This is a genomic window from Rhizosphaericola mali, from assembly GCF_004337365.2.
In the GTDB taxonomy this organism is placed as follows: domain Bacteria; phylum Bacteroidota; class Bacteroidia; order Chitinophagales; family Chitinophagaceae; genus Rhizosphaericola; species Rhizosphaericola mali.
Genome location: NZ_CP044016.1, coordinates 1,220,673 through 1,246,283 on the forward strand (window position 1 = coordinate 1,220,673; position 25,611 = coordinate 1,246,283).

The 25,611-nt window shown below is 34.0% G+C and carries 15 protein-coding genes; 10 read left to right on the top strand and 5 right to left on the bottom strand.

The annotated features are described in order from the left end of the window. The first annotated feature begins 12 nt into the window (after nucleotides 1-12). The 10 genes from E0W69_RS05335 to pdeM all read left to right on the top strand — a co-directional run bounded on the left by E0W69_RS05335 (nucleotide 13) and on the right by pdeM (nucleotide 17,902). Nucleotides 13-1,101, top strand: a complete 1,089-nt coding sequence (locus E0W69_RS05335) for a FecR family protein (RefSeq protein ID WP_131328998.1) — start codon at nucleotides 13-15, stop codon at nucleotides 1,099-1,101. A gap of 124 nt (nucleotides 1,102-1,225) precedes the next feature. Further along, nucleotides 1,226-4,672 (top strand): SusC/RagA family TonB-linked outer membrane protein, encoded by a 3,447-nt coding sequence (locus E0W69_RS05340; protein ID WP_131328999.1) that lies wholly within the window; start codon nucleotides 1,226-1,228, stop codon nucleotides 4,670-4,672. Nucleotides 4,673-4,688: 16 nt separating this feature from the next. After that, the gene (locus E0W69_RS05345; protein WP_225321402.1) at nucleotides 4,689-6,239 is read left to right on the top strand and encodes a RagB/SusD family nutrient uptake outer membrane protein; all 1,551 of its coding nucleotides are present in this window, start codon (nucleotides 4,689-4,691) and stop codon (nucleotides 6,237-6,239) included. Between the two features lie 245 nt (nucleotides 6,240-6,484). Then, the gene (locus tag E0W69_RS05350; protein WP_131329000.1) at nucleotides 6,485-8,035 is read left to right on the top strand and encodes an FG-GAP repeat domain-containing protein; all 1,551 of its coding nucleotides are present in this window, start codon (nucleotides 6,485-6,487) and stop codon (nucleotides 8,033-8,035) included. A gap of 24 nt (nucleotides 8,036-8,059) precedes the next feature. Continuing rightward, nucleotides 8,060-10,141, top strand: coding sequence for an alpha-N-acetylglucosaminidase (locus tag E0W69_RS05355; protein WP_131329001.1), 2,082 nt, complete (start codon nucleotides 8,060-8,062; stop codon nucleotides 10,139-10,141). A gap of 826 nt (nucleotides 10,142-10,967) precedes the next feature. Continuing rightward, nucleotides 10,968-12,185 carry an NAD(P)/FAD-dependent oxidoreductase gene (locus E0W69_RS05360; RefSeq protein WP_131329002.1) on the top strand — a complete coding sequence of 406 codons (1,218 nt, stop codon included), beginning with the start codon at nucleotides 10,968-10,970 and terminating at the stop codon, nucleotides 12,183-12,185. Further along, on the top strand, nucleotides 12,186-13,211 hold the full coding sequence (locus E0W69_RS05365; protein ID WP_131329003.1) for a ligase-associated DNA damage response exonuclease: 1,026 nt from the start codon (nucleotides 12,186-12,188) through the stop codon (nucleotides 13,209-13,211). Beyond that, nucleotides 13,208-14,788 (top strand): ATP-dependent DNA ligase, encoded by a 1,581-nt coding sequence (locus tag E0W69_RS05370; protein WP_131329004.1) that lies wholly within the window; start codon nucleotides 13,208-13,210, stop codon nucleotides 14,786-14,788. Before E0W69_RS05365 ends, E0W69_RS05370 begins: the two co-directional genes overlap by 4 nt. Before the next feature lies 1 nt (nucleotide 14,789). Beyond that, nucleotides 14,790-17,252, top strand: coding sequence for a ligase-associated DNA damage response DEXH box helicase (locus E0W69_RS05375; protein WP_225321403.1), 2,463 nt, complete (start codon nucleotides 14,790-14,792; stop codon nucleotides 17,250-17,252). Beyond that, entirely contained in the window at nucleotides 17,249-17,902 is a 654-nt protein-coding gene (gene pdeM / locus E0W69_RS05380) for a ligase-associated DNA damage response endonuclease PdeM (RefSeq protein WP_131329005.1), read from the top strand. Before E0W69_RS05375 ends, pdeM begins: the two co-directional genes overlap by 4 nt. Before the next feature lie 433 nt (nucleotides 17,903-18,335). Here the strand turns inward: pdeM and E0W69_RS05385 are convergent, their stop codons facing one another. Genes E0W69_RS05385 through E0W69_RS05405 form a run of 5 tightly spaced genes read right to left on the bottom strand, consistent with a single transcriptional unit; the run spans nucleotide 18,336 to nucleotide 25,605 of the window. Then, nucleotides 18,336-21,017 carry an exo-rhamnogalacturonan lyase family protein gene (locus E0W69_RS05385; RefSeq protein WP_131329006.1) on the bottom strand — a complete coding sequence of 894 codons (2,682 nt, stop codon included), beginning with the start codon at nucleotides 21,015-21,017 and terminating at the stop codon, nucleotides 18,336-18,338. A 2-nt stretch (nucleotides 21,018-21,019) separates the two neighbouring features. Then, nucleotides 21,020-21,673 (bottom strand): DUF6250 domain-containing protein, encoded by a 654-nt coding sequence (locus E0W69_RS05390; RefSeq protein ID WP_131329007.1) that lies wholly within the window; start codon nucleotides 21,671-21,673, stop codon nucleotides 21,020-21,022. Nucleotides 21,674-21,689: 16 nt separating this feature from the next. Continuing rightward, entirely contained in the window at nucleotides 21,690-23,399 is a 1,710-nt protein-coding gene (locus E0W69_RS05395) for a polysaccharide lyase family protein (protein ID WP_131329008.1), read from the bottom strand. Between the two features lie 10 nt (nucleotides 23,400-23,409). Beyond that, the gene (locus E0W69_RS05400) at nucleotides 23,410-24,180 is read right to left on the bottom strand and encodes a rhamnogalacturonan acetylesterase (protein WP_131329009.1); all 771 of its coding nucleotides are present in this window, start codon (nucleotides 24,178-24,180) and stop codon (nucleotides 23,410-23,412) included. Nucleotides 24,181-24,195: 15 nt separating this feature from the next. After that, nucleotides 24,196-25,605 carry a sulfatase family protein gene (locus E0W69_RS05405; protein WP_131329010.1) on the bottom strand — a complete coding sequence of 470 codons (1,410 nt, stop codon included), beginning with the start codon at nucleotides 25,603-25,605 and terminating at the stop codon, nucleotides 24,196-24,198. Nucleotides 25,606-25,611 lie beyond the last annotated feature (6 nt).

A 25,611-nucleotide genomic window follows, 5' to 3' on the forward strand; every position in this document is an offset into this window, starting at 1 on the left:
CAGGACAATATCATGGACGAAAACAAATTTTTAAAATTATTGTACAAAAAACTGTCTCATACGGCAGATCAAGAAGAATTGAGACAGTTAGAATTGCTTCGAAATAGCCAAGAAGAGTTTAATAACTTGTATAATTTTTTTATCTGTGAAAATGAATCATTGGTGGAAAACGATATTAAGGAAAGTGAATTAGCGTACGCGGCATTATTTACGAAAATGCATGCAAATGGAAATTTTGATGGAGAAGAGTCGATGGTTTCAGATAGTTCGCAATTAATACCGACCAATAATAAAGCAAAAAAAATAAGATTATTTGTTACGAGTGCTGCGGCTGCAATTTTAGTTTGTTTTCTAATATATGGATGGTATAGCAATAATAATATGAATAATACAGAATGGAAAAATAGTAATGTTGTAACTACAAAAAAAGGAAGCAAATCATTTATATTATTACCAGATGGAACTAAAGTTTGGTTAAACGTAGATAGCAAATTAACCTACCAAGAAAATTTTACAGGAGCGACTCGTCAGGTGAAGTTGTTAGGTGAAGCTTTTTTCGACGTGGCAAAAGATGCAAAACATCCATTCATTATACATACGCAGGATGCTAATATCAAGGTTTTGGGGACGGCTTTTAACGTAAAATCCTATGCGGATGATTCTAGTATGGAAACTTTACTGGTGAGGGGCAAGATTGAGGTATCTCTTAAAAGTACAAATAAAAAGAATATTATACTTCTTCCTGGAGATCGATTAAAAATTTTCCATAAAATACTTGTAGATAATAATGAAAAAGTTAAGCTCGATATGACCAATGATTCTGTCATTATAGAAAAATTTAATCTTGGACAAAAAAAGGCTATTCAAGATACACTTTGGTTAGAAAATACGATAGCATTTGATTCCGAACCACTTATTACGATTGCTAAAAAACTGGAAAAATGGTACGGCGTTACGCTAGTAATAAAAAATGAAAAACTAAACACAGTAAAGTTCACTGGGAAGTTTGAGAACCAACCAATTTCATTTGTTTTGGAAACCTTAAAAGAAACCGGAAAATTGAGTTATGAATTACACAAGGACACTATAAATCTATATTAATAAAATGAGAGAAAATGACGTGATAAACTAAACAAAAACAGGGAATGCTGCCACATCCCCTGTGCATTAAAACAACTTAAGCTGTAATCACAGCAAAAATTTTTTAACTACTTAATTCAAATTTATGAAAAAAATAAATGTGGATAGAAAAGTGCTGCCCTTTTCTTTCATATTAAAATCCTTGTTAATGGGAAAATTAGTATTAATCATGATTTGTGCTTTTTGTGTACAAGCGTCCGCTTTCAAAGGTTCTGCACAATCAAGAGTAAATCTAAGACTAGAAAAAACGACGCTTAAAAAGGTATTGGCGAAAATAGAAGATCAAACGTCTATACATTTTGTATACAATGACGACCAAGTTTCTTCTTTTCGCAATGTGAATGTTGATTTCCAAAATTTATCCTGGCAAAGAGGACTCGAAATTCTTTTAAAAAATACGAAGTTGTCCTACAAACTATTGGGAGCGAATACGGTAGTATTGACAGGATTTCCGATACAATATGAAACAACTATAACTGGCAAAATTGTCAATAAAGACAATATAGGAATAGAAGGTGTATCTGTGTTGGAAAAAGGTACAACCAACGGCGTTTCTACAGATGCAAATGGAGAGTTTACTATCCAAGTAAAAAACGAATCCTCAGAATTGGAAATCTCGCATGTTGGCTATCAAACACAAGTAGTGCCTGTATCAGTGAGCAAACTCAATATTATATTGAAAGAAGTGAATAGTTCGCTTGATTCAGTTGTAGTAATTGGTTATGGTTCTGTAAATAGAAAAACTGTGACCGGAGCGATTTCTAGCATAAAAGGGGATGCTTTAAACACCACATCCAACACGAATGTATTACAAGCGCTTGCCGGAAGAGTACCAGGATTGACCGCATTTCAGACAACTGGACAACCAGGTGCTGCAGTTAGTGTTAAGATTCGAGACAATCCATCATTTGCCTCTACTGGCGTTCTATATGTAGTAGATGGGGTACCTTTTAATAACTCGGCAACCGATCCTGCGAGCAATCCTGTTTATGGAAGCGGTGGTAGTAATCAATCTCCACTGAACTTTATTAATCCTAATGATATTGAATCCATTGAAGTATTGAAAGATGCTAGTTCAGCTGCTATTTATGGAGCACAAGCTGGAGGGGGAGTGGTACTCATAACAACGAAGAAAGGTAAAAACGGTGCTGCTAAGGTGGAATATAGTTTTAATGGAGCATTTCAGAAAATGAGTAAGTTCTATGATATTTTTGATACTAAAGATTATATGGAAGAAAGGAACGGTATTTTGTATGAAAAATATTTAAGAGATAATAAACTAGCTCCTTATGGAACTGCTGAGGCAAATAGCGTTGCTGCTTTTATTCCAAGATATACACAAACACAAATTGATACTACGCCCAATCGTCCGAACGCAATGCGTGCGATTACGCGTAATGGGTTTGTCCAACAACATAATATGTCAATTTCTGGAATGAGTGGAAAAACACAGTATTACATTTCAGGCAATTACTTGGATCAAAAAGGAGTCATTCGTGGATCTGACTACAAAAGGTATAATGCTAGGGTAAATTTGACGCAAACTATCAGTGATAAAATAAAAGTTGGGATTTCTGCCATTTCTTCTAATTCTACCACAAATAATCAGTCTATTGGTACAAGTCTCGCTCAAAGTGGAGGTATTATTGTTGCTGCCTTGTACTGGCCAGCAAATTTACCATTGCAAAATGCAGATGGGTCATTTACTGCCAACACAGACTATCCAGCCATTCCTAATCCATTAAGTTATTTAACTGTTACAGATCAAACACAATTTAAACGTTTATTGGGGAATGCATGGGGTGAATGGGATATCATTCCTGGATTGAAAGCAAGAGCAAATTTTAGTTATGATCAATCAACAGCAAAACGCTCAGCTTATCTTCCTACAACTTTTTTGTTTGGAGCAAGAACCGGAGGAAATGCTTCAATTGGAGAAACAAATGCAACTTCAAAATTACTTGAATATACCTTAAATTATACTAAAAGTATTGGAGGAAACCAACGTATCAATGCAATTGCAGGGTACTCCTACCAATTGAACAATAATGATGGATTTAACGCGCAGAATAATAGTTTTGTTTCAGATGCATTTCTGTATAATAATCTAGGCGCTGGTGCAAGTACTAAACCCAGTGTTGGATCCTTCAAATCGAGTCAAACTTGGGCTTCTTATTTTGCAAGAGCTATTTATACTTTAGATAATAGATATACCTTGACGGCTTCTGTAAGAAGAGACGGTTCTTCTATTTTTGCTCAGAACAGAAAATATGGTTATTTCCCATCCGTAGCTCTAGGATGGATGGTTTCGGATGAGGATTTTTTTAAAAATATATTACCTGTAGTGAGTTCATTGAAACTGAGAGCAAGTTATGGCACAACGGGCAACAGTAATATAGGACAGAATGCGCTAATACTCTATGCCGCAGGTTTGAATAATTATGTCTACAACAATACAATTGCTACTGGAGTTGCATTAAGTCAGATTTCTAATCCTAATCTGACATGGGAAACTAATAGGGAGTTAGATTTTGGTATAGACTATCAAATACTAAACAACAGAATTTCTGGATCATTTGATTATTTTCAAAAATATGTTACTAATCTTTTGACATTTATCCCATTAACAACGGATTATCCAGTAACATCTTATGCTGGAAATGCAGGTAAAACAGGAACACATGGTTGGGAAATAGGTCTTCATTCAAGGAATATTGTACCAGCAACGAATCGTGGATTTTCTTGGTCTACAGACTTAACTTTATCTCATTATTATAGTTATTGGATACGCCGCTCACCATCGGCATTACTTACACTTCCTAAATATATAAATCCGAAAGGTCAATTTGATAACGAAGCTATATATGGTTATCAGAATGATGGTATTTATCGTGGAAATGGTGCCGCTCCAGCTGCGATGCCAGGTCTAATTCCAGGAGGATTAATGATTAAGGATTTAAATGGTTATGATACAAATGGAAATTTGACGGGGACTCCAGATGGAAAAATTTCATCAGCGGATGAAACCTATTTAGGTAGCAATGTACCTAAGTTAAGTTTTGGATTTGGTAATACATTCAAATATAAAAATTTTGATTTAGCGATTTATTTTTATGGTAATGTGGGTGCACTAAAACTTAATTCGGACTATCAATATTCTTTCTTAATGGAAGCAAATATGGCGCAGTTTGGATGGAATGCTCTATCAGTAGTAAAAGATCGATGGTCTTATCAAAATACGAATGCTTCTTGGCCAACAGGATTAAATACAGGCTACGAAGCTTATACGAGTGCTTCTAACTTTTGGTATGAAAAAGCAGATTTTATACGTTGTAGAGATATCACTTTTGGCTATCAATTACCCGCTTCAATGTTAAAAGGACAGAATGTATTTTCAAATATTAGAATTACCGCGGGAGTTCAAAATCCATTTATCCTTACAGGATACAAAGGAGCGGATCCCGAACTACAGAATTTTGCGGCATATCCTCTTACAAAATCCTTTAATCTCGGAGCTAACATTACTTTCTAATTTGAAAATCATTGAAATGAAAAAGCATAATAAGACCTATATTGAACGCAATGGATATAATAAATTTGGAGTTCTTTTATTAATGATGTCCATATTCCTTTTTTCTTCTTGCGAAAAAAAGCTTGAACCTTCGGTTTATAGTCAATTATCACAAAATAATTTTTTCAACACTGCATCTGATGCAAAAGCAGCTGTTACGTCGATGTATAGTGGTATGCTTATGGGAAATACATATGAAGCTGGATGGGGTGGTTCAAATAATGGTTGGCTAATACAATCTAGTATGGAAACGGATGAAACTATATGTTCGTGGGGTTGGCCAGGTTGGAAAAGGATGAATGATTTGCAGTTTTCCATAGATGATGGAGTCATTGTGGGAATCTATACGGCTATGATGCCATTCATATCTCAAATTACTATAGATATTAGCAAAATACAAGACATTGCTATGGATACTAAATTGAAAAATCAGTACATAGCAGAATTAAGAGCGTTAAGAGCACATTATTCACAGATTTTGTATAATTTTTATGGACCTGTACCCATTCGTTTAGATCCGGTAGCTGCTGCGGATCCAACAGCGACTCCAATTCCACGTCCCTCGCATGATACGATGGTGCAATATATTGAAAACGACTATAAAGCTGCAGCCGCAGTATTACCGAATTCTTTCACTGGAAGTGATTATGGCAGATTTTCTAAATCTGCATGTTTAGTTGGTTTGATGAAACTATATATGAAAGAACATAGATGGTCCGATGCCGTTACGATTGGAGAACAGATCAAGAGCTCTGGTTTTAGCTTAATTTCTGACTATTCTAAAAACTTTAGTTATGATAATAAAGGCGGAAATTCTGAAATAATATTAGCCATACCTTGTAACGCAAATGCAACTCGTTCTTATAATAACTGGTTAGCTAATGTCTTGCCGTCAGCTCCTGCTTATGTAGATCCAAGTGGTATGAATCTACAGGAATGGGGTGGTTATAAAATGCCTTGGACTACTTACGACAAGTTTGAAACAAATGACAAACGTCTTAGCGTTTTATTTAGAAGATATGCAGTGGATGCGGCAGGAACATTATTTGATGCAAAGACCGGAGGAACTATAAATGGTACATACTATGCTTCCTTTATTGGTGCTATTCCCAAAAAATATGGTGTTGATCCGACTTCTACTACAAGTTATATGGGTACTGATATCGTAGTTTGGAGATACGCGGATGTTGAACTATTACTGGCGGAAGCATTAAATGAAGTTAATCATGCACCTACAGCGGATGCTTATAGTTTGATAAACGATGTGAGAACTCGTGCCGGGGTTACGAATTATAATTCGGGATCATTAGATTATACAAGTTTTAAATCCAAGATCATGGATGAACGTTTATTTGAATTATGGTGTGAGGGACAACGTAGAGAAGATATGATTAGATGGGGTACTTTCGTAAGTTATGCAGCTAGTCAAGGATCAGCGTTTGCAACAGCTAATGATACATTATATCCCTTACCTCAAAAAGTAATTACTGAGACAAATGGAATAGTAAAACAAAATCCTGGTTATTAAAATTAGATCTAGTATATAGTGATTTTTTCAACCTATTATTTTTCTTTTTGAATTAGAAAATAATAGGTTGATATTTTGAATGATTATGTTCAAAATTCTAAAATGAAAAGTTTGTTTTTTTTGAATCGACAATTAATTAAAATGTATAAATCTATGATAGGAAAATTATACCTTGATTAATCGGATTTCGAATAGTAAAATTAGGCGTGACTTAATAATCTATTTATAATAGAATAGTTGCAACTATGAAAAAGGGAAAAAGATACCGAAAAGCGTTGACTATAAAATTTGAAATGAAAAATAAACTAGCATTTATTGTTGCCATTATGGTGGTTGTTTTACAAAATAGTTGTACAAATAAAAAAGAAAACGAAAATTCTGGAAAAGAATTAACCAAAATGTATTGTGGTGCTTGTCATTTAGCGCCTACACCCTCATTATTAACAAAGTCTAGTTGGGAAAAAGTACTTCCTGTAATGTCTAACTTTATGGGACTAAGATACTCCGGAGATAGTATAGTCGCATTGACGGGGGAAAGAAAATATGAAGACACGGCAACTCTTCCTCAGCGTATATCAATCGCTCCTGAAGATTTTAAAAAAATTGCGAAATATATATTGGAAAATGCGCCTGATAGCTTCAAAATTGATCAACATAAAAATTATGAGGCAACAAACGTTTTTAGTGTATACTCTCCAAAGTCTGCAGGTATGCCTTTTACTACGGCAATTGCCTATGATAGTATTGGTAAATCGATTTGTATCGGAAGTGCTACATCACGTGCCTTGGAAGTATATAATACGCAACTAGAAAAACAGCGATCTATAGATGTTCAAAATATGGTGACATCTTGTAGAATTGATCAGAATGATTATCAAATTACAAATATTGGCGCATTTAAACCAGAACCGAATAGCGTTTCTGGAAATATTATGTTATTGGATCGAGGAAAAGATTCACATCCAAAGATAATTTTAGATAGTCTTAATCGTGCAGTAGATAGTCATATAGTTGATCTAGATAACGATGGGAAAAATGATATACTTGTGGATGAATTTGGTTTTTTAAGAGGGAATTATTCTTGGTATAAAAATAAGGGAGATGGACATTATACAAAAAAGATACTAAGACCTACACCTGGTGCATTAAAATCTTATATAGAGGATGTAAATGAGGATGGTTTAAAAGACATTTGGACTTTATTTGGGCAGGCAAAAGAAGGTATTTCACTATTTATCAATAAAGGAAATGGATATTTTGAAGAGAAGGTTATCCTGCAATTTCCGTCCGTTTACGGCTCTACTAATTTTGAGTTAATCGATGTAAATGGTGATGGAAAGAAAGATATTATATATACTTGTGGTGATAACAATGATTATTCCTCTATTTTAAAACCCTATCACGGTATTTATATCTATTTGAATGAAGGAAATTTGAAATTTAAATTGGCTAAATTTATTCATATGGATGGATGCTATAAAGCTATTGTAAGAGATTTTAATATGGATGGTAAATTAGACATGGCAGCAATTTCCTATTTTGCAGATTACGAAAGACATCCTGAAGAATCATTTATATACTTTGAAGGAAAAGGAAATCTCGAATTTGATCCTATGATAATTAAAGATTTACCATTAGGAAGGTGGGTATGTATGGATGTAAAAGATCTAGATGGAGATGGAGATCCTGATATTTTATTAGGTAATTTGGCTGCCGATTATTTGGGACGAAAGGACTGGCAACAAATGTGGATGTCCGCTCCTGCATTTATCAAAATTATCAATACAACAAAATAAACAAGTTAACAGTCTTTTAAATTTATGAAAAAAATATTGCTTACCTCATTAGTCGTTATTCTCTGCTTTCAGCTTAATGCTCAAGATTTTAAGGCGGCTCAAGACTTGGTAATACGTCGCGTTCCATGGTTAAATGGAAAAATTTTATTTAAAAAAATAGACAAAAATGCGGATGATAATGATGTTTTTACCTTAGAAAGCAAAAACAAAAAAGTGGTTATCGGAGCTTCGTCGACTTCCGCTGCGACTAAAGGATTGGGCTATTATTTAAAAATGTATTGCCGTAGAAGTTTGTCACACATGGGTGATAATCTAAGTGCGCCGAGTTTTATACCCCAAATAACAAAGAAAGAAACTATTGTATCAAATTTTAGTACACGTTACGCATTGAATTACTGCACGATTAACTATTCGATGCCTTTTTATACATGGGAACAATGGGCGCATGAGTTGGATTATATGGCACTCAATGGCGTTAACCTCATGTTAGCACCAGTAGGTGATGAAAAAGTCTGGCAAAAAGTGCTGTACAAATATGGGTATAGCGACCAAGAGATTGCGAAGTTCCTTCCTGGTCCAGCCTTTACTGCATGGTGGTTGATGGGAAATTTGAGTGGTTGGGGTGGTCCTGTATTCAAACAATATATTGATAATCAATATGTATTGGAAAAGCAAATTTTGACACGAATGAACCAACTTGGAATCGAGCCAATTGTTCAAGGGTTTTATGGTATGGTGCCAGATGATTTGAGAACTAAACATTCGGACTGGAATATTGTGGATCAAGGTAATTGGGCTGGTGGATTTAAAAGACCAGAAATTTTACTTCCAACAGATATTCATTTTTCTGAAATGGCAAATGCTTACTATGATGCTGTTAAAGAATTATATGGTAATAATATACATTATTTTGGTGGAGAACCTTTTCATGAGGGCGGCATTACAAAAGGAATTGATGTTGTGCGTTGCGCGCAGCTAATCCAAGTGTCTATGCAGAAAAATGTTCCAAATGCTACTTGGGTTTTGCAAGGTTGGCAAAGAAATCCTACGGATGAACTTTTAGATAAATTGGACAAATCTCATGTATTGATTCAAGAGTTATTTGGAGAAAATACCGAGAATTGGTATATCAGAAAGGGGTATAATAATACCCCATTTGTATGGTGCACTGTGACAAATTTTGGAGAAAAGCAAGGCCTGTATGGTAAATTACAACGATTTGCAGATCAAGTATATCGTGCAAAAAATAGCGAATATGCGAAGTATATGAAAGGCGTCGGGATTATGCCTGAAGGGATCAACAATAATCCTGTTGTTTACGAGTTCGTATTGGATCTGAACTGGAACAAAAATAAAGTGGAGGTGAATGATTGGATTCCTTCTTTTGTTAAGGCAAGATATGGTACTGACAATCAAAATTTACAAAAAGCGTGGACCATTTTTACAGAAACTGTATATCGAAGTTTTCCTGCAAAACAAGAAGGTCCCCCAGAATGTATTTATTGCGTCAGGCCATCTTTAGAAGCGGGAAGTGCCTCCTCCTGGGGTTCTAGAAATCGCAATTATGACACTGCACTTTTTGCAAAAGGTGTTAAATTATTTGCAAATGCGCTAAAAAGTAATGGGTCCTCAGAAACCTACAAAACGGATAAAGTCGATTTTATGCGTCAAATGAATTCGGACAAAGCAGAAATTGACTACAAAAATATGATTGATGCTTATAAGTCAAAGAGTATCGCAAATTTTAAGAAATACGCAACCATATTTTTAAATGGTATACTTTCTCAAGATTCACTATTGTCAACAAATAAATATTTCACTTTGAATAAATGGTTAACGGAAGCGCAAAAAATGGGTAAAAAAGATAACCAGAATAATTTTATTAACGATAATGCCAAAATGCAGCTCACAATTTGGGGTCCAACTACTAACCCCAATACAAATCTGCACGATTATGCTAATAAGGAATGGAGTGGAATGATGAAAACTTTCTATTATGTACGTTGGAAGATGTTTGTAGACAATTGCTTGGAGCATTTAAATGGTCAAAATCCAAAAGATGTAGATTATTTTAGTTTTGAAAAACAATGGACTCAAAATGATTAAAACTAGATTTTTTACAATGTATAGTATTTATCATGAGGTGTAAATTCTTTGTTTAGACTTCTTTACAAATCTAATGATGTATTGTAGTATGTATTAAGGAAAATAAATGCATTCTTTGTTGCAAATTTGCTTTTTTATTTATCATATTACAGACTTCAAGTGATTATAGAATCTCTAGTACATCTTATAAATTGATCAAGAAAAGTGTTAGGATATATAAAGGTTGAGAATATTTGGAGCTAATAAAATACGACTTTATTATGACCTAAAGAATCATTAAATATAAAAAAACTATTCTCATAAATCCATTTGGATTGGTGCTGCTGATGTTATTAGTGTCACTAGAATTACCAATTTTAATGTTGATATTTCATTTTAAAATCTATTATAATTCTGTCGGATTATTATTTAACTCGCTCATTATTGTTCCATCCGGAAAGTCTTTTTTTAATGTATCGATGGTCATTTCTCTAACATGCAAAGTTTGGCTCATTTTTCGGCCTATATAGCTTATAATATTGCCATCTGCCAAATCCATAACTATGGTCAGATACAATCATCCTCTTATATTCTATTTTTAGTAAATTGGTCGTTATAAAGGTTAAAAAATAGCTTAAAATACAACTATACATTATTCATGGTATTAAACTTTACTCAACATCATTTTCCATTTATATAGTTTTAATGGATCGTATTTTTTGAACAAAGAATGTTAGCTTTGATATTAGATTTTATTTGTTTTTTAAATAAGATAAAACTTATTTTATATTACTTAAAAATCTCTTTTATCATTATATAATATTCAAGTGTTCAAAAAAATTAACTTATGGATTTACACTCAGGTCTCGCATTCTGGTTGGTAAAAAATAAGATGTATGATTATTTTCATCCACTTGACAAAAAACACAAAACAGAAATTGCCATTATTGGTTCGGGTATTACAGGGTCACTTGTAGCACACGAACTATGCAAAGCCGGTATTAAAGTATCTGTTTTTGACAAAAGAACGATTAGCACGGGAAGTACGGTTGCAAGTACAGCACAGCTCCAATATGAAATAGACGTTCCGTTGTGCAAAATGGTGGATATTGTTGAGGAGTCGGTTGCGGTTAAGGCCTATCATGCAAGTCTTGCGTCCATAAATGATATTGGTAAAGTATTGAAGGATGCAAAGGTAGATGCAGACTATAAAAATGTTTCTAGTGTTTGGTTGGCTTCTTACAAAAAAGATCTTAAACTATTGGAAAAGGAATATGCTATTCGGGAAAAATATAGTTTGCCTGTATCTTATTTGGAAGAAAAAGATCTCAAAAAACAACACCATATTGATGCTCCTGGGGCATTGAAAAATAACGAAGCAGCACAAATGGATGCTTATGCAGCAGCTACGGGATTATTGCAACATCATTTAGCCAAATCAGAACTCGAATTATTTACCCATACTAGGATTGTGAAATGGCAGGAAGTTAAAAATGGGTACGAACTACAAACCGAAAATGGCCATACGATCCAATGCAAATATGTCGTAATTGCTGCCGGATTTGAGGCGGGACAATTTTTACCCAAGGAAGTCATGCAATTACAATCTACGTATGCGCTTATTTCAAAACCCGTACATGAAAAAGAATTATGGCCTGAACGGTCACTTATTTGGGAAACCAAGGAACCGTATTTTTATATGCGTACTACAGCCGACAATCGCATGATGATCGGTGGTGAAGATGAAGAATTTAAAGATCCTATAAAGCGGGATGATTTACTAAGAGAAAAAATCCGAAAGTTGGAAAAACAGTTTCATAAAACGTATCCAGATATTCCTTTCGAAACAGAAATGGCTTGGTGCGGCACTTTTAGTTCTACCAAAGATGGTTTGCCTTATATTGGCACATGGCCTAGGAAAAAGCGCATGTTTTTTGCTTTGGGTTATGGTGGCAATGGCATTACCTTTAGTATGATTGCGGCGCAGGTGATTCGCAATATTTTACAAGGAAAAAAAGATGAGCGCGCCGACGTTTTCTCGTTTGAAAGAAAAAGGAAAAAATAAATGGGTAAATATGATCTTTTAAATTTTCGTTCAGAAGGCATTTATTGTCCTATTGGAAAATTTTACATTGATCCATGGAAACCGGTTGATCTAGCCGTGATTACGCATGGACATGCAGATCATGCCAAATGGGGAATGAAAAAATATCTGTGTCATCCTTATACGGCACCTATTTTGAGGAGTCGTATATCCCCTGATATTCAAATTGAAACGCTTGACTATAATCAAACTATAAACATAAATGGTGTTCAATTGAGTTTGCATCCTGCGGGGCATATTATAGGATCGGCGCAAATCAGACTAGAATACAAAGGAAAAGTAGTCGTAGTTTCTGGCGATTATAAATTGCAAAACGACGGCATCACCACACCGTTTGAATCTGTAAAATGCCATGAGTTTATTACGGAAAGTACCTTTGGATTACCCATTTACAATTGGTTGTCTGTGGAGCAGCAAAATGAACAACTCCGGCAATGGGTTTTTCAAAATCAAAAAATTGGAAAAACTTCTGTTTTTATAGGATATTCTTTGGGTAAATCCCAACGTATCATGAAAGCATTAGAAGGATTGGGAAATATTTATGTGCATTATTCCATCACTAAATTGAACGAAGCGTATGAAAGTGTAGGCATCAATTTACCCAATTGGCAACCAGTCGATTTACGTGAAAATGTGAAGCATCTTGACCAGCAAATTGTACTGTTGCCACCTGCTTTGTTTGACTCAAAAGTGATTAAAAAAATTCCCAATGCTAGCGAAGCCATTTGTTCGGGTTGGATGCAAGTGCGTGGCGCAAGGCGTTGGCGCAGTGCAGACGCGGGTTTCGCCATTTCAGATCATGCCGATTGGCAAGATTTATTAACCGCTGTGAAGGCAACAGAAGCGGAAAAAGTCTATGTGACGCATGGTCAAACAGCGATTTTTACCAAATACCTCAATGAGATCGGCATACATGCAGTGGAGTTGCATACGGAGTTTGGGAATGAGGAAGAAAGTACGGAAAATCAAAATCAGGAGGAAGCATGAAAACCTTTGCGACATTGATAAAAACGCTAGATAGCACCAATAAAACTAATGCGAAAATAGACGCCATAATTTCTTTTTTGGAAGAAGCGAGCAATGCGGACAAACTTTGGTTTTTGGCTTTGTTTACGGGCAAAAGGCCGAAACGAATGGTGAATTCTGCCTTGATGAAACAATGGGCGATGCAGGAAGCCAACATTCCCGAATGGTTGTTTGTGGAATCGTATTTGTCTGTGGGTGATCTGGGAGAAACGATTGCGCTAATTTTACCGTCAGCAAAGGATTTTTGGGAATTTTCTCTTTCGGAATGGATGGACAAAATTACTCAATTAAAGGATGGAACTGAAGAGAGAAAAAAGGAATTTGTTATTCATACTTGGCATCATTTGGATCTTACGGAGCGTTTTATATTTAATAAATTGATCGGTGGTAGTTTCAGGATTGGCGTCTCTGCAAAGACCTTAATCAATGCTATCGCTAAACATTTTCAACTAGAACCGAGCGCCGTCGCACATTCGATTATGGGCGATTGGGATATAAAAGATGTAGATTTTGATAGTTTGGTTTTAGGAAAGTATTCCAATACAAATTTGTCCAAACCTTATCCATTTTGTTTGGCATATCCTTTGGAAAAGGATTTGGCGGAATTGGGAAATATAGATCAGTGGCAAATAGAATATAAATGGGATGGCATTCGCGGGCAATTCATTAAAAGAAAGGAGGAGAATTTCATTTGGTCTAGAGGTGAAGAATTGGTCAATGCACAGTTTCCCGAACTATTAGAAGATTTGCAAAAATGGCAAGGCGATTTTGTTTTAGATGGGGAAATTTTGGCTTGCAACGATGGGAAAGTTCTAGACTTTAGTGAATTGCAAAAAAGATTGAATCGCAAAACAATCAGCAAAAAAATGCAGGAAGAAATTCCAATTGTTGTGTTTGCTTATGATTTGTTGGAATTAAATGGTATGGATTTAAGAGCATTTCCACTATCCAAAAGAAGGGCAAAGTTGGAACAATTATTTCAGCAAAACAAGTCAGAAAAATTTTCACTTTCCCCAATTATTTCCATTCAAACATGGGACAAATTACCCGATATTCGTGCCAACGCCAGAGAAATTAATAGCGAAGGTGTGATGTTGAAAAATGTAGATTCGCCTTATCATGTGGGTCGAAAAAAAGGAGATTGGTGGAAATGGAAAATAGAACCAATGACGATCGATGCCGTCTTAATCTATGCGCAAAATGGAAGTGGACGTAGAAGTTCCTATTATACGGACTATACTTTTGCTGTAAAAAAAGAGGATCAGTTAGTAACTATTGCAAAAGCCTATTCTGGACTTACGGATAAAGAAATTCAGGAAGTGAGCAGATTTGTCAATAAAAATGCCTTGGAGAAATTTGGTCCCGTGCGTACGGTAAAACCCGAGTTGGTCTTTGAAATAGCATTCGAAGGAATTGGTTTTAGTAATCGGCATAAGTCTGGCGTAGCGCTTCGTTTTCCTAGAATTTTACGTTGGCGAAAAGACAAAAGGGTGAATGATATTGACGATATTGAAACGATAAAAGAAATGATCCATTAATTTGAAAGAAGATTTTAAAAATACTATTGGTTACTCCATTATTTCAAATTGGATGCAAGCCAAAGATCAGAAAGCTTTTTCCTTCCAAGAAAAAGCGTGGCAGAAATTTGTATTGGGATATAGTGGTATGGTGGTTGCGCCAACAGGATTTGGGAAAACTTATTCGCTCTTTTTGGCGGTAATAATGGATTTTTTAAATCACCCTAGCAACTATAAAAATGGATTGAAACTACTATGGGTTACTCCTTTGCGGTCTTTGGCAAAAGATTTGGCAAGAGCGATGCAAGAGGCTATTGATGAGATGGGTTTAGATTGGATGGTGGAAGTAAGAAATGGGGATACGGAAGCCAAACAAAAAGCACGACAAAGCAAATCTATGCCGGATATTCTATTGGTCACTCCGGAAAGTTTACACTTATTAATCGCTCAAAAATCAAGAGATGTTTTTTTCAAAAGTCTAAAATGTATCGTTGTTGACGAGTGGCACGAACTATTAAGTACCAAACGTGGAGTAATGCTGGAGTTGGCAATCGCTTTTTTACGGATGTCATTACCTAAAATACAAGTTTGGGGAATTTCTGCAACTATTGGAAATATTGACGAGGCAATGGATGTATTGCTTCCTAATTTTCCCAAAAAAGTCAAAATTATAGCTAAAGAGAAGAAGAAAATAGACATATTGCCAGTATACCCGGAATACGTGGAAATATTGCCTTGGGCAGGACATCTAGGAGGGAAACTAGTAGATCAAGTCGTTCCGATTATTTTACAAAGTAAATCCACAATTTTGTTTACCAATACACGTAGTCAAAGTGAAATGTGGTACCAACTATTATTGGATGCTTATCCTGATTTCGCCGGACAAATAGCCTTGCATCATAGTTCTATTGATGGAAAAATCCGTCAATGGATTGAAGATAATTTGTCTAGTGGTCATCTAAAAGCTGTGGTTTCAACCTCTTCCTTGGATTTAGGTGTAGATTTTAAACCGGTAGACACCGTCATACAAATTGGTTCTAGTAAAGGTGTCGCGCGTTTTATGCAACGTGCGGGTCGTAGCGGCCATTCGCCATTTGAAACGTCTAAAATATATTTTGTTCCAACGCATTCTTTGGAATTGATAGAAGTAGCCGCCCTAAAAGAAGCCGTGAAAACACAAACCATAGAAAATCGAGAACCACTCTTATTGACTTTCGATGTTTTGGTGCAGTTCTTAGTCACAGTGGCATTAGGTGGTGGATTTTATTCCGAACAATTGAGACCGTTTATTCAGCAAACATTTTCTTTTGCAGAAATGACCGAAGACGAATGGAAATGGTGTCTATATTTTATTACTATTGGCGGGAAAACAGGCAAGAACTATGAAGAATTTCATAAAGTAGTTTTGGATGATAGTGGAAAATATGTCATTACGAGCAGAAAAATTGGTATGCTGCATCGTATGAATATTGGCGTGATAGTTAGTGACGCGATGTTAAAAGTGAAGTTTATTTCTGGTGGCTATATCGGGATGGTAGAAGAATATTTTATATCCAAATTAAAGAAAGGCGACAAATTTATATTGGCAGGAAGAATTTTGGAGTTTGTTCGCATGAAAGAAATGACAGTTCAGGTAAAAGCCTCCACCGGTAAAGCGATCACTCCGAGTTGGTTAGGCGGAAGATTGCCGATGAGTAGCAATTTGAGTTATTTTTTACGTAAAAAAATCGCCTCTTCTGGAAAAAAAAATGTTCAAGATACTGAATTACAATTTTTACAACCTTTATTAGAACGGCAAGCTATCGTTTCTCACATTCCGCAAGAAAACGAATTTTTAGTCGAAAAAATAAAGACTAGAGACGGTTGGCATTTGTTTATGTATCCTTTTGAAGGTCGATTAATACATGAGATTATGTCTTCCCTAATCGCTTATCGTATTAGTCAACTATATCCGATTAGTTTTTCCATGGCTATGAATGACTATGGATTTGAACTTTTTTCGGATAAAGAAATAGTTTTGTCCGAGAAAGATCTGCATCATATTTTAAGAAAAGAAAATCTTATGACGGATGTGGTTGCTAGTATCAATGCGGCGGAAATGGCCAAACGTAAATTTAGAGATATCGCGGTAATTTCAGGAATGGTTTTGCAAAATATCTATGGGCAACATCGAAATAATAAGTCGCTCCAATCTTCATCTGGTATAATTTTTCAAGTATTGGAAGACTATGATCCGCAGAACTTTTTGTTAAGACAAGCGTATAATGAAGTATTTAACCAACAATTGGAAGAACCGAGACTCAGCACTGCTTTTGAACGGATTTCCAATAGTAAAATCATTTATATAGAGTCTAAACAATTTACGCCAATGAGCTTTCCGATAAAAGTAGATAGTTTACGCCAAGCATTGTCCAGCGAAGAATTGGGCGAAAGAATTAGGCGAATGCAGGAAAATAATTTAAAGCCGATCAAAAACAGGAAATGATTTTAAAAGAATTGGAAATTGAGTTTGGTAATGAAAGATTGATTTTAAATAATCAACGCGCACTATATTGGCCAGCAGAAAATGCCTTAATAATTGCAGATTTACATCTTGGCAAAGCGGCTCACTTTAGAAAAAATGGAATCGCTATTCCAACACAAATCTCTCAAACGGATTTATATATTTTAAACAAATTAATTGTCCATTATCAACCAGAAAAATTAATTATAGTTGGAGATTTTGTTCACGCGCAAACCAATACAGAAATCGAAGATTTTATAAAATTTAAAGCCAATCATTCCACAACTCAATTTATATTAATAAAAGGCAATCATGATCGTCTTTCTGATACTTATTTACATAGTTTAGGTATAGATTTTATTACTAATGAACTAAAGATGAATCAGATTTCCTTTATTCATGAACTGCAACAAGAACAGTATCAAAATACGGTTTCTGGACATATTCATCCCGGAGTTCAATTCACGTTAGGAAAGACAAAAAAGTCATTACCCTGTTTCGTTGTAGATGATTACAGTCTTATTTTACCTGCATTTAGCCAATTTACAGGTTTGGATACTAGGAATTATTATTCGAATAATGTGGTATTTTATCCATTTAATTTAAAGGAGATATTGGAGTTTAAGTTCTAGTTAAGATGCAATTTCTATTGTCTTAATGAGAACTTAGAAACAGCGACAATGGTATATTTAAGCTTCTATTTGGTTCATGTTTTTTAAATTCGATAATTAGTATTATGGATAATATAAGAATCTTTAAAAATAAAATGTAAAAGCTAATTCACTAAAATGAGCTGCATTTCTGATTTTGACAATAGCAAAGAAGGTCTTGGCAAAATCTAAGGGTTTCTATTACGAATGGAAAATCATTTTTATCCCAATTATTATTTAGTAATTTATAGGATTTTTATATAACCGATTTCAATTTTCCAACCATCCAAATCTAGGTAAAACTTACTTTAAGAGATTAGAAATCATACATTTTCTTAAATAAATAAAGAGTCAATCCAAACGAAAAAATATTAGAATAAAAGGCAATTAAATCTAGCTTTTTTTCCAGTTAATATCATATATCGTAAGCTATGCATTGGATTGCGGCTAAGCCCCATTGAGCAACTGCATTTGTGGATATGTCAGGAATCTCTTCTAACGCGTTAGGTACATTTGGTACTTCGATTTGAATAGGTTGCTCCCATTTTTTTATACCTCCATTCCCTTCATAAAATTTTTCCCAAGCTAATTTATTCAAATTTTTATCTTTTTGGATAAATGCTGCATAAGCAGTTAATCTTGCATGACCTTGTTGTAAATTAAGTTTTTTCAATGATTCTCCTAATTGTTTTTCTTGCTCTTCTGGAGAAGCATTGTAAAGTGTGCAATAGTTTATCCAACCATCCAAAAACTTTTTATTGGGGATGGATTGATTAATTTCTGTTAATATTTCGGGCAAACCAAATACGGAATTTAGATGGGAAACAGTAATTTTTCTAGTTTTATCAATTTTGAATTTCCCATCATGTATATTCATGGCTCCACCACCTGTAAAGAACCCTTTTGGTTGGTCTGCTATAGTTTGCATACTATTCGAAAGTAATTGCAAATATTTTTTATCTCTAGTTCGTTCCCATTCAGTGAACCAAGCGGCAGCAATACTTCCCCAATCCGTACCGAAACCAAGATTTACATAATTGACATCCTGTGTTTCTTGTTGTAAAGAACCTTTAGGTAGTTTACGTCCTGGCGCAATTTTTTGTAATGTTTTAAATCCCTCTATTTGCTCATGCATCAAATCTCCAATTCTTTCATCCGCAGTTAAATAGTATAAAAATCTTCTATTAGTAACTGTACTAATTCTAAGTTGTTTGGAACTGTCGCCCCAATGCATGACGTTGTGGCGAGATCCTAATGGTGCATATTTTCCTATATGATGTACATCTACTTCGCCTGTGTGCCTTGTCATAGCCTCAGCAAAGCGAAATACGTCTCTGTTTTCTGTATGCAAATAATAATACCATAACCAAAGGTCTGTTGATAATTCCGAATTATCCCAAGCGAAACCACCAACATCATATTTCCAATTATGACGATCAAAATCATAAGAATGCATTACGTCTCCAAAATTCCAATAGCCAAACCATTTTCTAACTTCCGCTTCTTTTAGATAGAAATTGGTATATAGCTCTAGTTGTTTTTCTATTTTTTCATATTTGGATATATTTGATTTTATCGTCCAATTATTTCCAAATGCACTAGCGTTGTATAGATGTTGAGAGGGTGCAAGAAGTTGTGTTGGATTTTGAATTTGTTCTGCATATTGGATTAATGTATTATTAGACGGAATATTTGATTCTAGTTTTAGCCAAAGTTCACTTGTTCGAGCTACACCATATGGAGTACCAAAACCTGGTTCATAGTCTTCGTAAGTAATATCTAAAGCATCTCTTTGTTTTTCATACGCGTCTTCTCCTAAACCATTATGATAAAATCTTAAATCCATGGGTTGTGCATCTGGTGACCAAAACCAGAGTTTAATTGTGCTACTTTCTTTATGCAAATTTTCTAATGCAATTCCCGATGGAAAACTTTTCCGAAAATTTCTTATGCCAAAGGTGACTCCTTGATGTGTATCGCCTACAAAACCAACGCCATATGCTTGATTACTATAGTGAGCGCTCAACCAACTATAGCCCTCTTCTGTTCTTTTTTCTATTGTATATGCATCTGGCAATAGTTGATTTAATCTATAACTGCCCCATAATGGAACGTATTGTAGATTTTTTAAAACAGAATCTGATATGTCAGATCTTTTAATATACTCACCATTGATCTGCTGTTTTCTTACTTGTTCTGATGGATCACGCCTCAGACCTGTAAGGTTTTGTATAGGTTCGGAAAAGATACCATTCGTTGCAATGTCTGCAAATTTAATATGTCGATTATAATTTTCTTCCTTTAGATTTATGTTGAATTGTAGTCCTAGCCCACTAATAAAATCTTTTTGTTCATTTCCATCAAAGGTAATTGTATGCAAAATTTTAATAGCAGAACTATTATTATAAAAATAGAATCTAAGCGTAAAGGGTAACCAATTTCTATTCTCGGTTGAATGTGTGCCTTCCGCCTTAATCAGTACCCTTGCGTTACCAGTCTTTTCAATTTTTATAGTATTTATTTGACTTTGGTAATTGATTGGCTGATTATTTTCTTTGTTAATCAAAATCAATTTTCCATTTTCTATTGTTTTATTTTGTTGTGTATTATCGGTTATATATTGAATTAAATCGTTACCTTTTTTGTTAAATACACAGACTATTTTGCCTGTATTTACCTCAATCGTATTGTTATTTTCTATAATTTTAATACCGTCTATTGAGCTTTGAGAAGAGGTCTCTTTAATTTGTACTATTATTTTTTGAGATTTTTTTTGAGATATAGGCAAACTATGCGCTGTCCATTTTAAACTTCCGTCTGGCCAGTAGGCTAGAGGCCAATTGTCATTTAGTATAACATTTTCGTTCTCAGAAAAATGTATTGTTTCAATTTTTGTAATCTGACCTTGTCTCCAGGGTAATCCGAAAGTCGTCCCAGTATCGAAACCATTCGCTTTATCTAACCAATTTAATTGAAATGGTTGTATTTTATGATTTTCTGAACTATGAGAAATTATATTTTTCTTTAACAAAGGACTTCCAATGCTGATGATGGAAGCATTCTTAAGGAAATTTCTTCTAGAAATATTCTTGCGCATAATTAGAACTTTGTAATCTTAAAATTGGAAATAGTTTGGGATGACCAAGTCATTCTTAGTCCAAAATAACCCGAGTTTAACTTGGTGCTAGAATCTTGAAAATAAAGTACATTGTTTATCCAGACTGAGGTTTGATTTTTGTTAACTTCTGTCTTGATATGATAGATTTTAGTACTATTTATCAAATGTTGTTTATCTAGATATTCTTTTAATAAAACTCTTTCACCTTGTCCATTGTAATATCTAAAACGAGTAGTTTTATTAGAATTACCTCCAAATCCGAAATACATCATTTGAAAATTGTCGTAATTGGAAAATCTACCATTTGTATTAAAACTATAATCGTTGGATAGTTGTGCATTCCAAAACTGATTGATATCACTAATTCTTGGAAAATAGGAATCTGTTAAATTTATTTTTCGATCATACTCAATGATATAATGACCTTTTAGCTTTTGGTTTAGCCATAATGTTACGCCACCTTTACTATCCATTTTTACTTTCTTATTATTCCAATTAAAAAAGGTAGAATCTGGAAATTCTGCTTCTATTTTCCAATATTCTTGATTCAATAAATTAGTCTCAATTTTTTGTCCGTTTATCTTAACTAGGAATAAAAATGAAAATAGAATTATCCCACTCATTACTTTCTTCATATTAACTATTTAACCGTTAATTTAATTTAGATAATCTAATGGCATCGTACATATAGCCGCCACCTCTAGGTACTTTTTCTAATTTTAACTCCAGGGTATTATCGGAATTAATCAAATTTATCGGAATTTTAAATTTCTTCAAGATATAATATCCGCCTAGAATAGCTGAACGATAAATCGAATGATCATTTCCTAAATTATTCAAATCTCCTATAGGTTGATCATTTAGTAAAATAGTCAATTTAGGATTTCTCGCCACACCAGCGATGGCAATTTCTAGCTCTATAGAATCTTTATTACTTATATTTTTATTCGTAAAATGTATTTTCCAATTACCGACTTTCGTTTGTGCATAATACCAATTTTGTATAATACTTTTTCCTATTGTATAATCCAAATTTTCAGGAATACTATCAAACAAACCGTAAGCTCGTTTATGATCAGCATATTTGAAACCTCTAGTTGTCCTATCTGCGTCGCCAATTTGCCAAATTGTCGTTTTGTCTTCAGTGGGCATTATTACAGATACGTTTTTAGACTCATTTTTTACTATGATAATATTTTGCTTTTTCCCTTCTTTTAATCTATTTGCCCCATACGCATAAAGGGTGTATACTCCTGGTCTAATATTTTTTATAGTTGAATATCCATTTTTATTGGTGTGAGTCCAATAGATGTAACTTTTAGTTTGAGCTTGCCAATCATAGCCGCTATCAGCTAATACCAATGTTACATTATATAAGTTTTTATTGAATTCGTCCTTAGCATTAAGTACTAATGTACCTCTTTCAAGTGGATAGTATTTATTTTGTAACCAAGCGTATGGCCATTGTTTTTTCTGTAAACCCGTTTCTTGTTTAGCTATATTCCATAATTCAGATACTGATTTTTCTTTGTCTACATATAATAAAAATGGTCCATTTAACTTAGTCCAATCTCCACTGATTGTATCGTCTGTAACTCTATTGTCATTTAAAAAATGTGTACAATTAAACATATTGATCAAATATGGATTGGAATGAACAGTTTGATATTGTTTAGTTGGTCCTCCATTTAAGTATTCATGACTTGCTTGAATAACAAATATCCCAACATGAGACTGTGTTCCTGCCATACCGTGCACATATCTATTGTCAATATAGTCTGCATAATTGTATTTTGTATAAATGATTCCATTGCTCATTTTATATGTCCAATCTTGCAATTTTTTTCCCGATTCTAATGAATCCATACTATACATGGGGCCTTGTATAGTATCTCTAACTAAATGATAATTAAATATAGATGGATCAGCTCTTAATCCCCAGCGTGTTTGTTCATATATACTAGCGGGATCATTTTTACTATGGTTTTCAACTAAATAAACATAGATTCCTTTTGTGTCAGATTTTATTACATAGTGTAAATCATAATTAAAATATTTTTTTGCCGTATGCTTAAATGAAATATCTATTAAAGTATCATTCTGACTAGTTATACTAAATGTGGACGGTGTCATTGTCCAATTGGGGCCACTAAGATAGGCGGAACCTTTATCTCCCAATAAATTATTATAGTTTTCATAAGATATAGATTTAAGATCCGCTGTTTTTTTGTCAAATTCGAAACTAGCATATTTATTGGAAAGTGAAACCGATGAATCTGTTTCCTTTATTTTGACTTGCGCATTAACCTTATTAATAGTGAAAAAGTATAAAAAGATGTATGGAAAGAAGAATTTATGCATAATGTAATTTTTAGTATAAATATTTTCTCAATGGAGTAAGATCTGGTTGCGTTTTTATACTATGGATGATTTGATTGGCATTGATACGAGCGCCTTCAAGATTGGTATGCGTGTGATCTTTTGGAAAAAATTTATAAGTATATTCAAATCCTAATGAATCATATATTTTAGCTACTTTTTCGTTCAAATCAATTAAAGGAATATTATTTTTAGTGGCGATTTCTTTCGACCACTTTCCATAGTCCAAATTATTTCTATCAACTTTGCCATTGGTAAAAATATGTCTAGGGATAGGTGTAATTATAATTGGATATGCTCCTTTATGTTTTGCTTCAGTTACAATTTTATTTAAATACCAACCATAACTATGTACATATTCTTTTCTCTTAAACACATTGTTATAGACTTGAGTGGAATCCTCTCCGATACCTTTAATGCTGCCTCTTGGTTTGAGTGTATCAGCAATATTTGCAGGGTCATTATGTCCGAATTGTATCAATAAATAGTCGCCTGCTTTAATTTTTGCTAATACGTTATTCCAATGGTTTTCTGTAATGTATGTTCTACTACTACGACCGGGAATCGCTTCATTATCAATAGATATTTTTGTAGAGTCAAATGAATCTTGTAATAACTCACCCCAACCAACTATTTTTTGTCCATTAAAAATTTTTCCATTCTTAACTGTAGAATCTCCAATTATATAAATAGTCGGTCTTTCTTTCAAAGAAAAGCTAACTAAACTGATGAATAATGCAAGTAGGATATATTTTTTTTTCATGTTGGAACCTTTAATTTATTTTGAATATTTACCTGCAGGGATAGGTAGCGGTAAAAAATCTTGATTTAATATCATCCATTCTTGTAACTGATACTTAAATATATCTATTTCATTTTTATATTTAGGATCCTGAATTAAATTATTGAATTCATGTGGATCTTTTTTCAAATCATAAAATTCAAACATTGGTCTAGGCGTTGTAAATAGTAGCTTTTGAAATGTTGGTGTCAATTCATTGTGTCTGTTTTCAGCAATCAATTCATTCCATAATGGACTGTTGTCAAAATCCACTGGAGTGTAAGGAAGCTGCCAAAGTGCATTGTAAATTAACTTATAGTATTTGTTGAAGACCGTGCGACTTTCATCATAATCAAAGGTTGAATTCGGTAACTTTGTTCCGTGAGCTCCTCTTTCTGCAAAAATATAACTATGAATTTCTGCACTATCCTTACTCCATGTGTTTTTTATACTTTTTCCCGTAATTTCTTTAGGTATTTTTACTCCGGCAATATCCAAAATAGTAGGAGCTATATCTTCTCCTGAAATTAATATATCGGACTGAATGGAAGGTTCTATTTTTCCATACCAACTAATGATTAATGGTACGTGTAATCCCATATCATAAAGTGTTCCCTTTCCTCGCAAGATAGCGCTACCATTGTCTCCCATGAAAATAATTAGCGTATTCTTTTCTAAATTTCTTTTTTTAAGTTCCCCGAGAACTAAACCAACTAAAGAATCCATACGCCCGATTTCACCATAATGACGTGCAAGGAAATTTCTACCTTCTTTTATATTGGGTAAATAATTGGGATAATTTATGCTGTCTGCATTAGGGGTAAATGATGTTTGATCCCATGGATAGTGCGGGTCGTTATAGGATATTTGACAAAAGAAAGGTTTTTCTTTGGGTCTCTGATTTAAGAATTCTTTCAATTGTGGATATGCTGTGTTGTTACCTCCAATTCTCAAATGATCTACTCTGTTTTTAAATGTTCTTAACTGATACTTATTGAAAATTGAATCCGTTTCTTTTGTTGTTCCAGATCCATCCATATGATAATTTCGTCCAAATATTCCAGTATAGTAGCCACTTTTTCTTAATAATTCTGGATAGGTAATTATCTCTTTAGGTAATGTGGCTGCAAATCTAGTCATCCGAATATCTAAAGGGTTACGCCCAGTAAATAAAGTAGCTCTTGAAGGCGTACATTGTGGCGAGGATACAAATGTATTTGTATATCTAATACCATTTTTAGCTAAACTATCAATGTGCGTAGTGTGTACATCATTATTGCCATATATTCCTAAAAAAGGATAACTATGATCATCTGATAAAATCAATATAATATTTGGGCGTTTTGTTTGCCCAAATATTTTAAAGCTAATTACACTAGATAAAACGAAAAATATTATGTATTTCATTTTTTG

What these genes read in the sequence shown, in the direction of transcription:
- E0W69_RS05350 (WP_131329000.1), top strand. Translation starts at nt 6,485, where the DNA reads ATGAAAAAGGGAAAAAGATACCGAAAAGCGTTGACTATAAAATTTGAA.
- E0W69_RS05360 (WP_131329002.1), top strand. Translation starts at nt 10,968, where the DNA reads ATGGATTTACACTCAGGTCTCGCATTCTGGTTGGTAAAAAATAAGATG.
- E0W69_RS05400 (WP_131329009.1), bottom strand. Translation starts at nt 24,180, where the DNA reads ATGAAAAAAAAATATATCCTACTTGCATTATTCATCAGTTTAGTTAGC.
- E0W69_RS05365 (WP_131329003.1), top strand. Translation starts at nt 12,186, where the DNA reads ATGGGTAAATATGATCTTTTAAATTTTCGTTCAGAAGGCATTTATTGT.
- E0W69_RS05345 (WP_225321402.1), top strand. Translation starts at nt 4,689, where the DNA reads ATGAAAAAGCATAATAAGACCTATATTGAACGCAATGGATATAATAAA.
- E0W69_RS05405 (WP_131329010.1), bottom strand. Translation starts at nt 25,605, where the DNA reads ATGAAATACATAATATTTTTCGTTTTATCTAGTGTAATTAGCTTTAAA.
- E0W69_RS05385 (WP_131329006.1), bottom strand. Translation starts at nt 21,017, where the DNA reads ATGCGCAAGAATATTTCTAGAAGAAATTTCCTTAAGAATGCTTCCATC.
- E0W69_RS05340 (WP_131328999.1), top strand. Translation starts at nt 1,226, where the DNA reads ATGAAAAAAATAAATGTGGATAGAAAAGTGCTGCCCTTTTCTTTCATA.
- E0W69_RS05355 (WP_131329001.1), top strand. Translation starts at nt 8,060, where the DNA reads ATGAAAAAAATATTGCTTACCTCATTAGTCGTTATTCTCTGCTTTCAG.
- pdeM (WP_131329005.1), top strand. Translation starts at nt 17,249, where the DNA reads ATGATTTTAAAAGAATTGGAAATTGAGTTTGGTAATGAAAGATTGATT.
- E0W69_RS05390 (WP_131329007.1), bottom strand. Translation starts at nt 21,673, where the DNA reads ATGAAGAAAGTAATGAGTGGGATAATTCTATTTTCATTTTTATTCCTA.
- E0W69_RS05335 (WP_131328998.1), top strand. Translation starts at nt 13, where the DNA reads ATGGACGAAAACAAATTTTTAAAATTATTGTACAAAAAACTGTCTCAT.
- E0W69_RS05395 (WP_131329008.1), bottom strand. Translation starts at nt 23,399, where the DNA reads ATGCATAAATTCTTCTTTCCATACATCTTTTTATACTTTTTCACTATT.
- E0W69_RS05370 (WP_131329004.1), top strand. Translation starts at nt 13,208, where the DNA reads ATGAAAACCTTTGCGACATTGATAAAAACGCTAGATAGCACCAATAAA.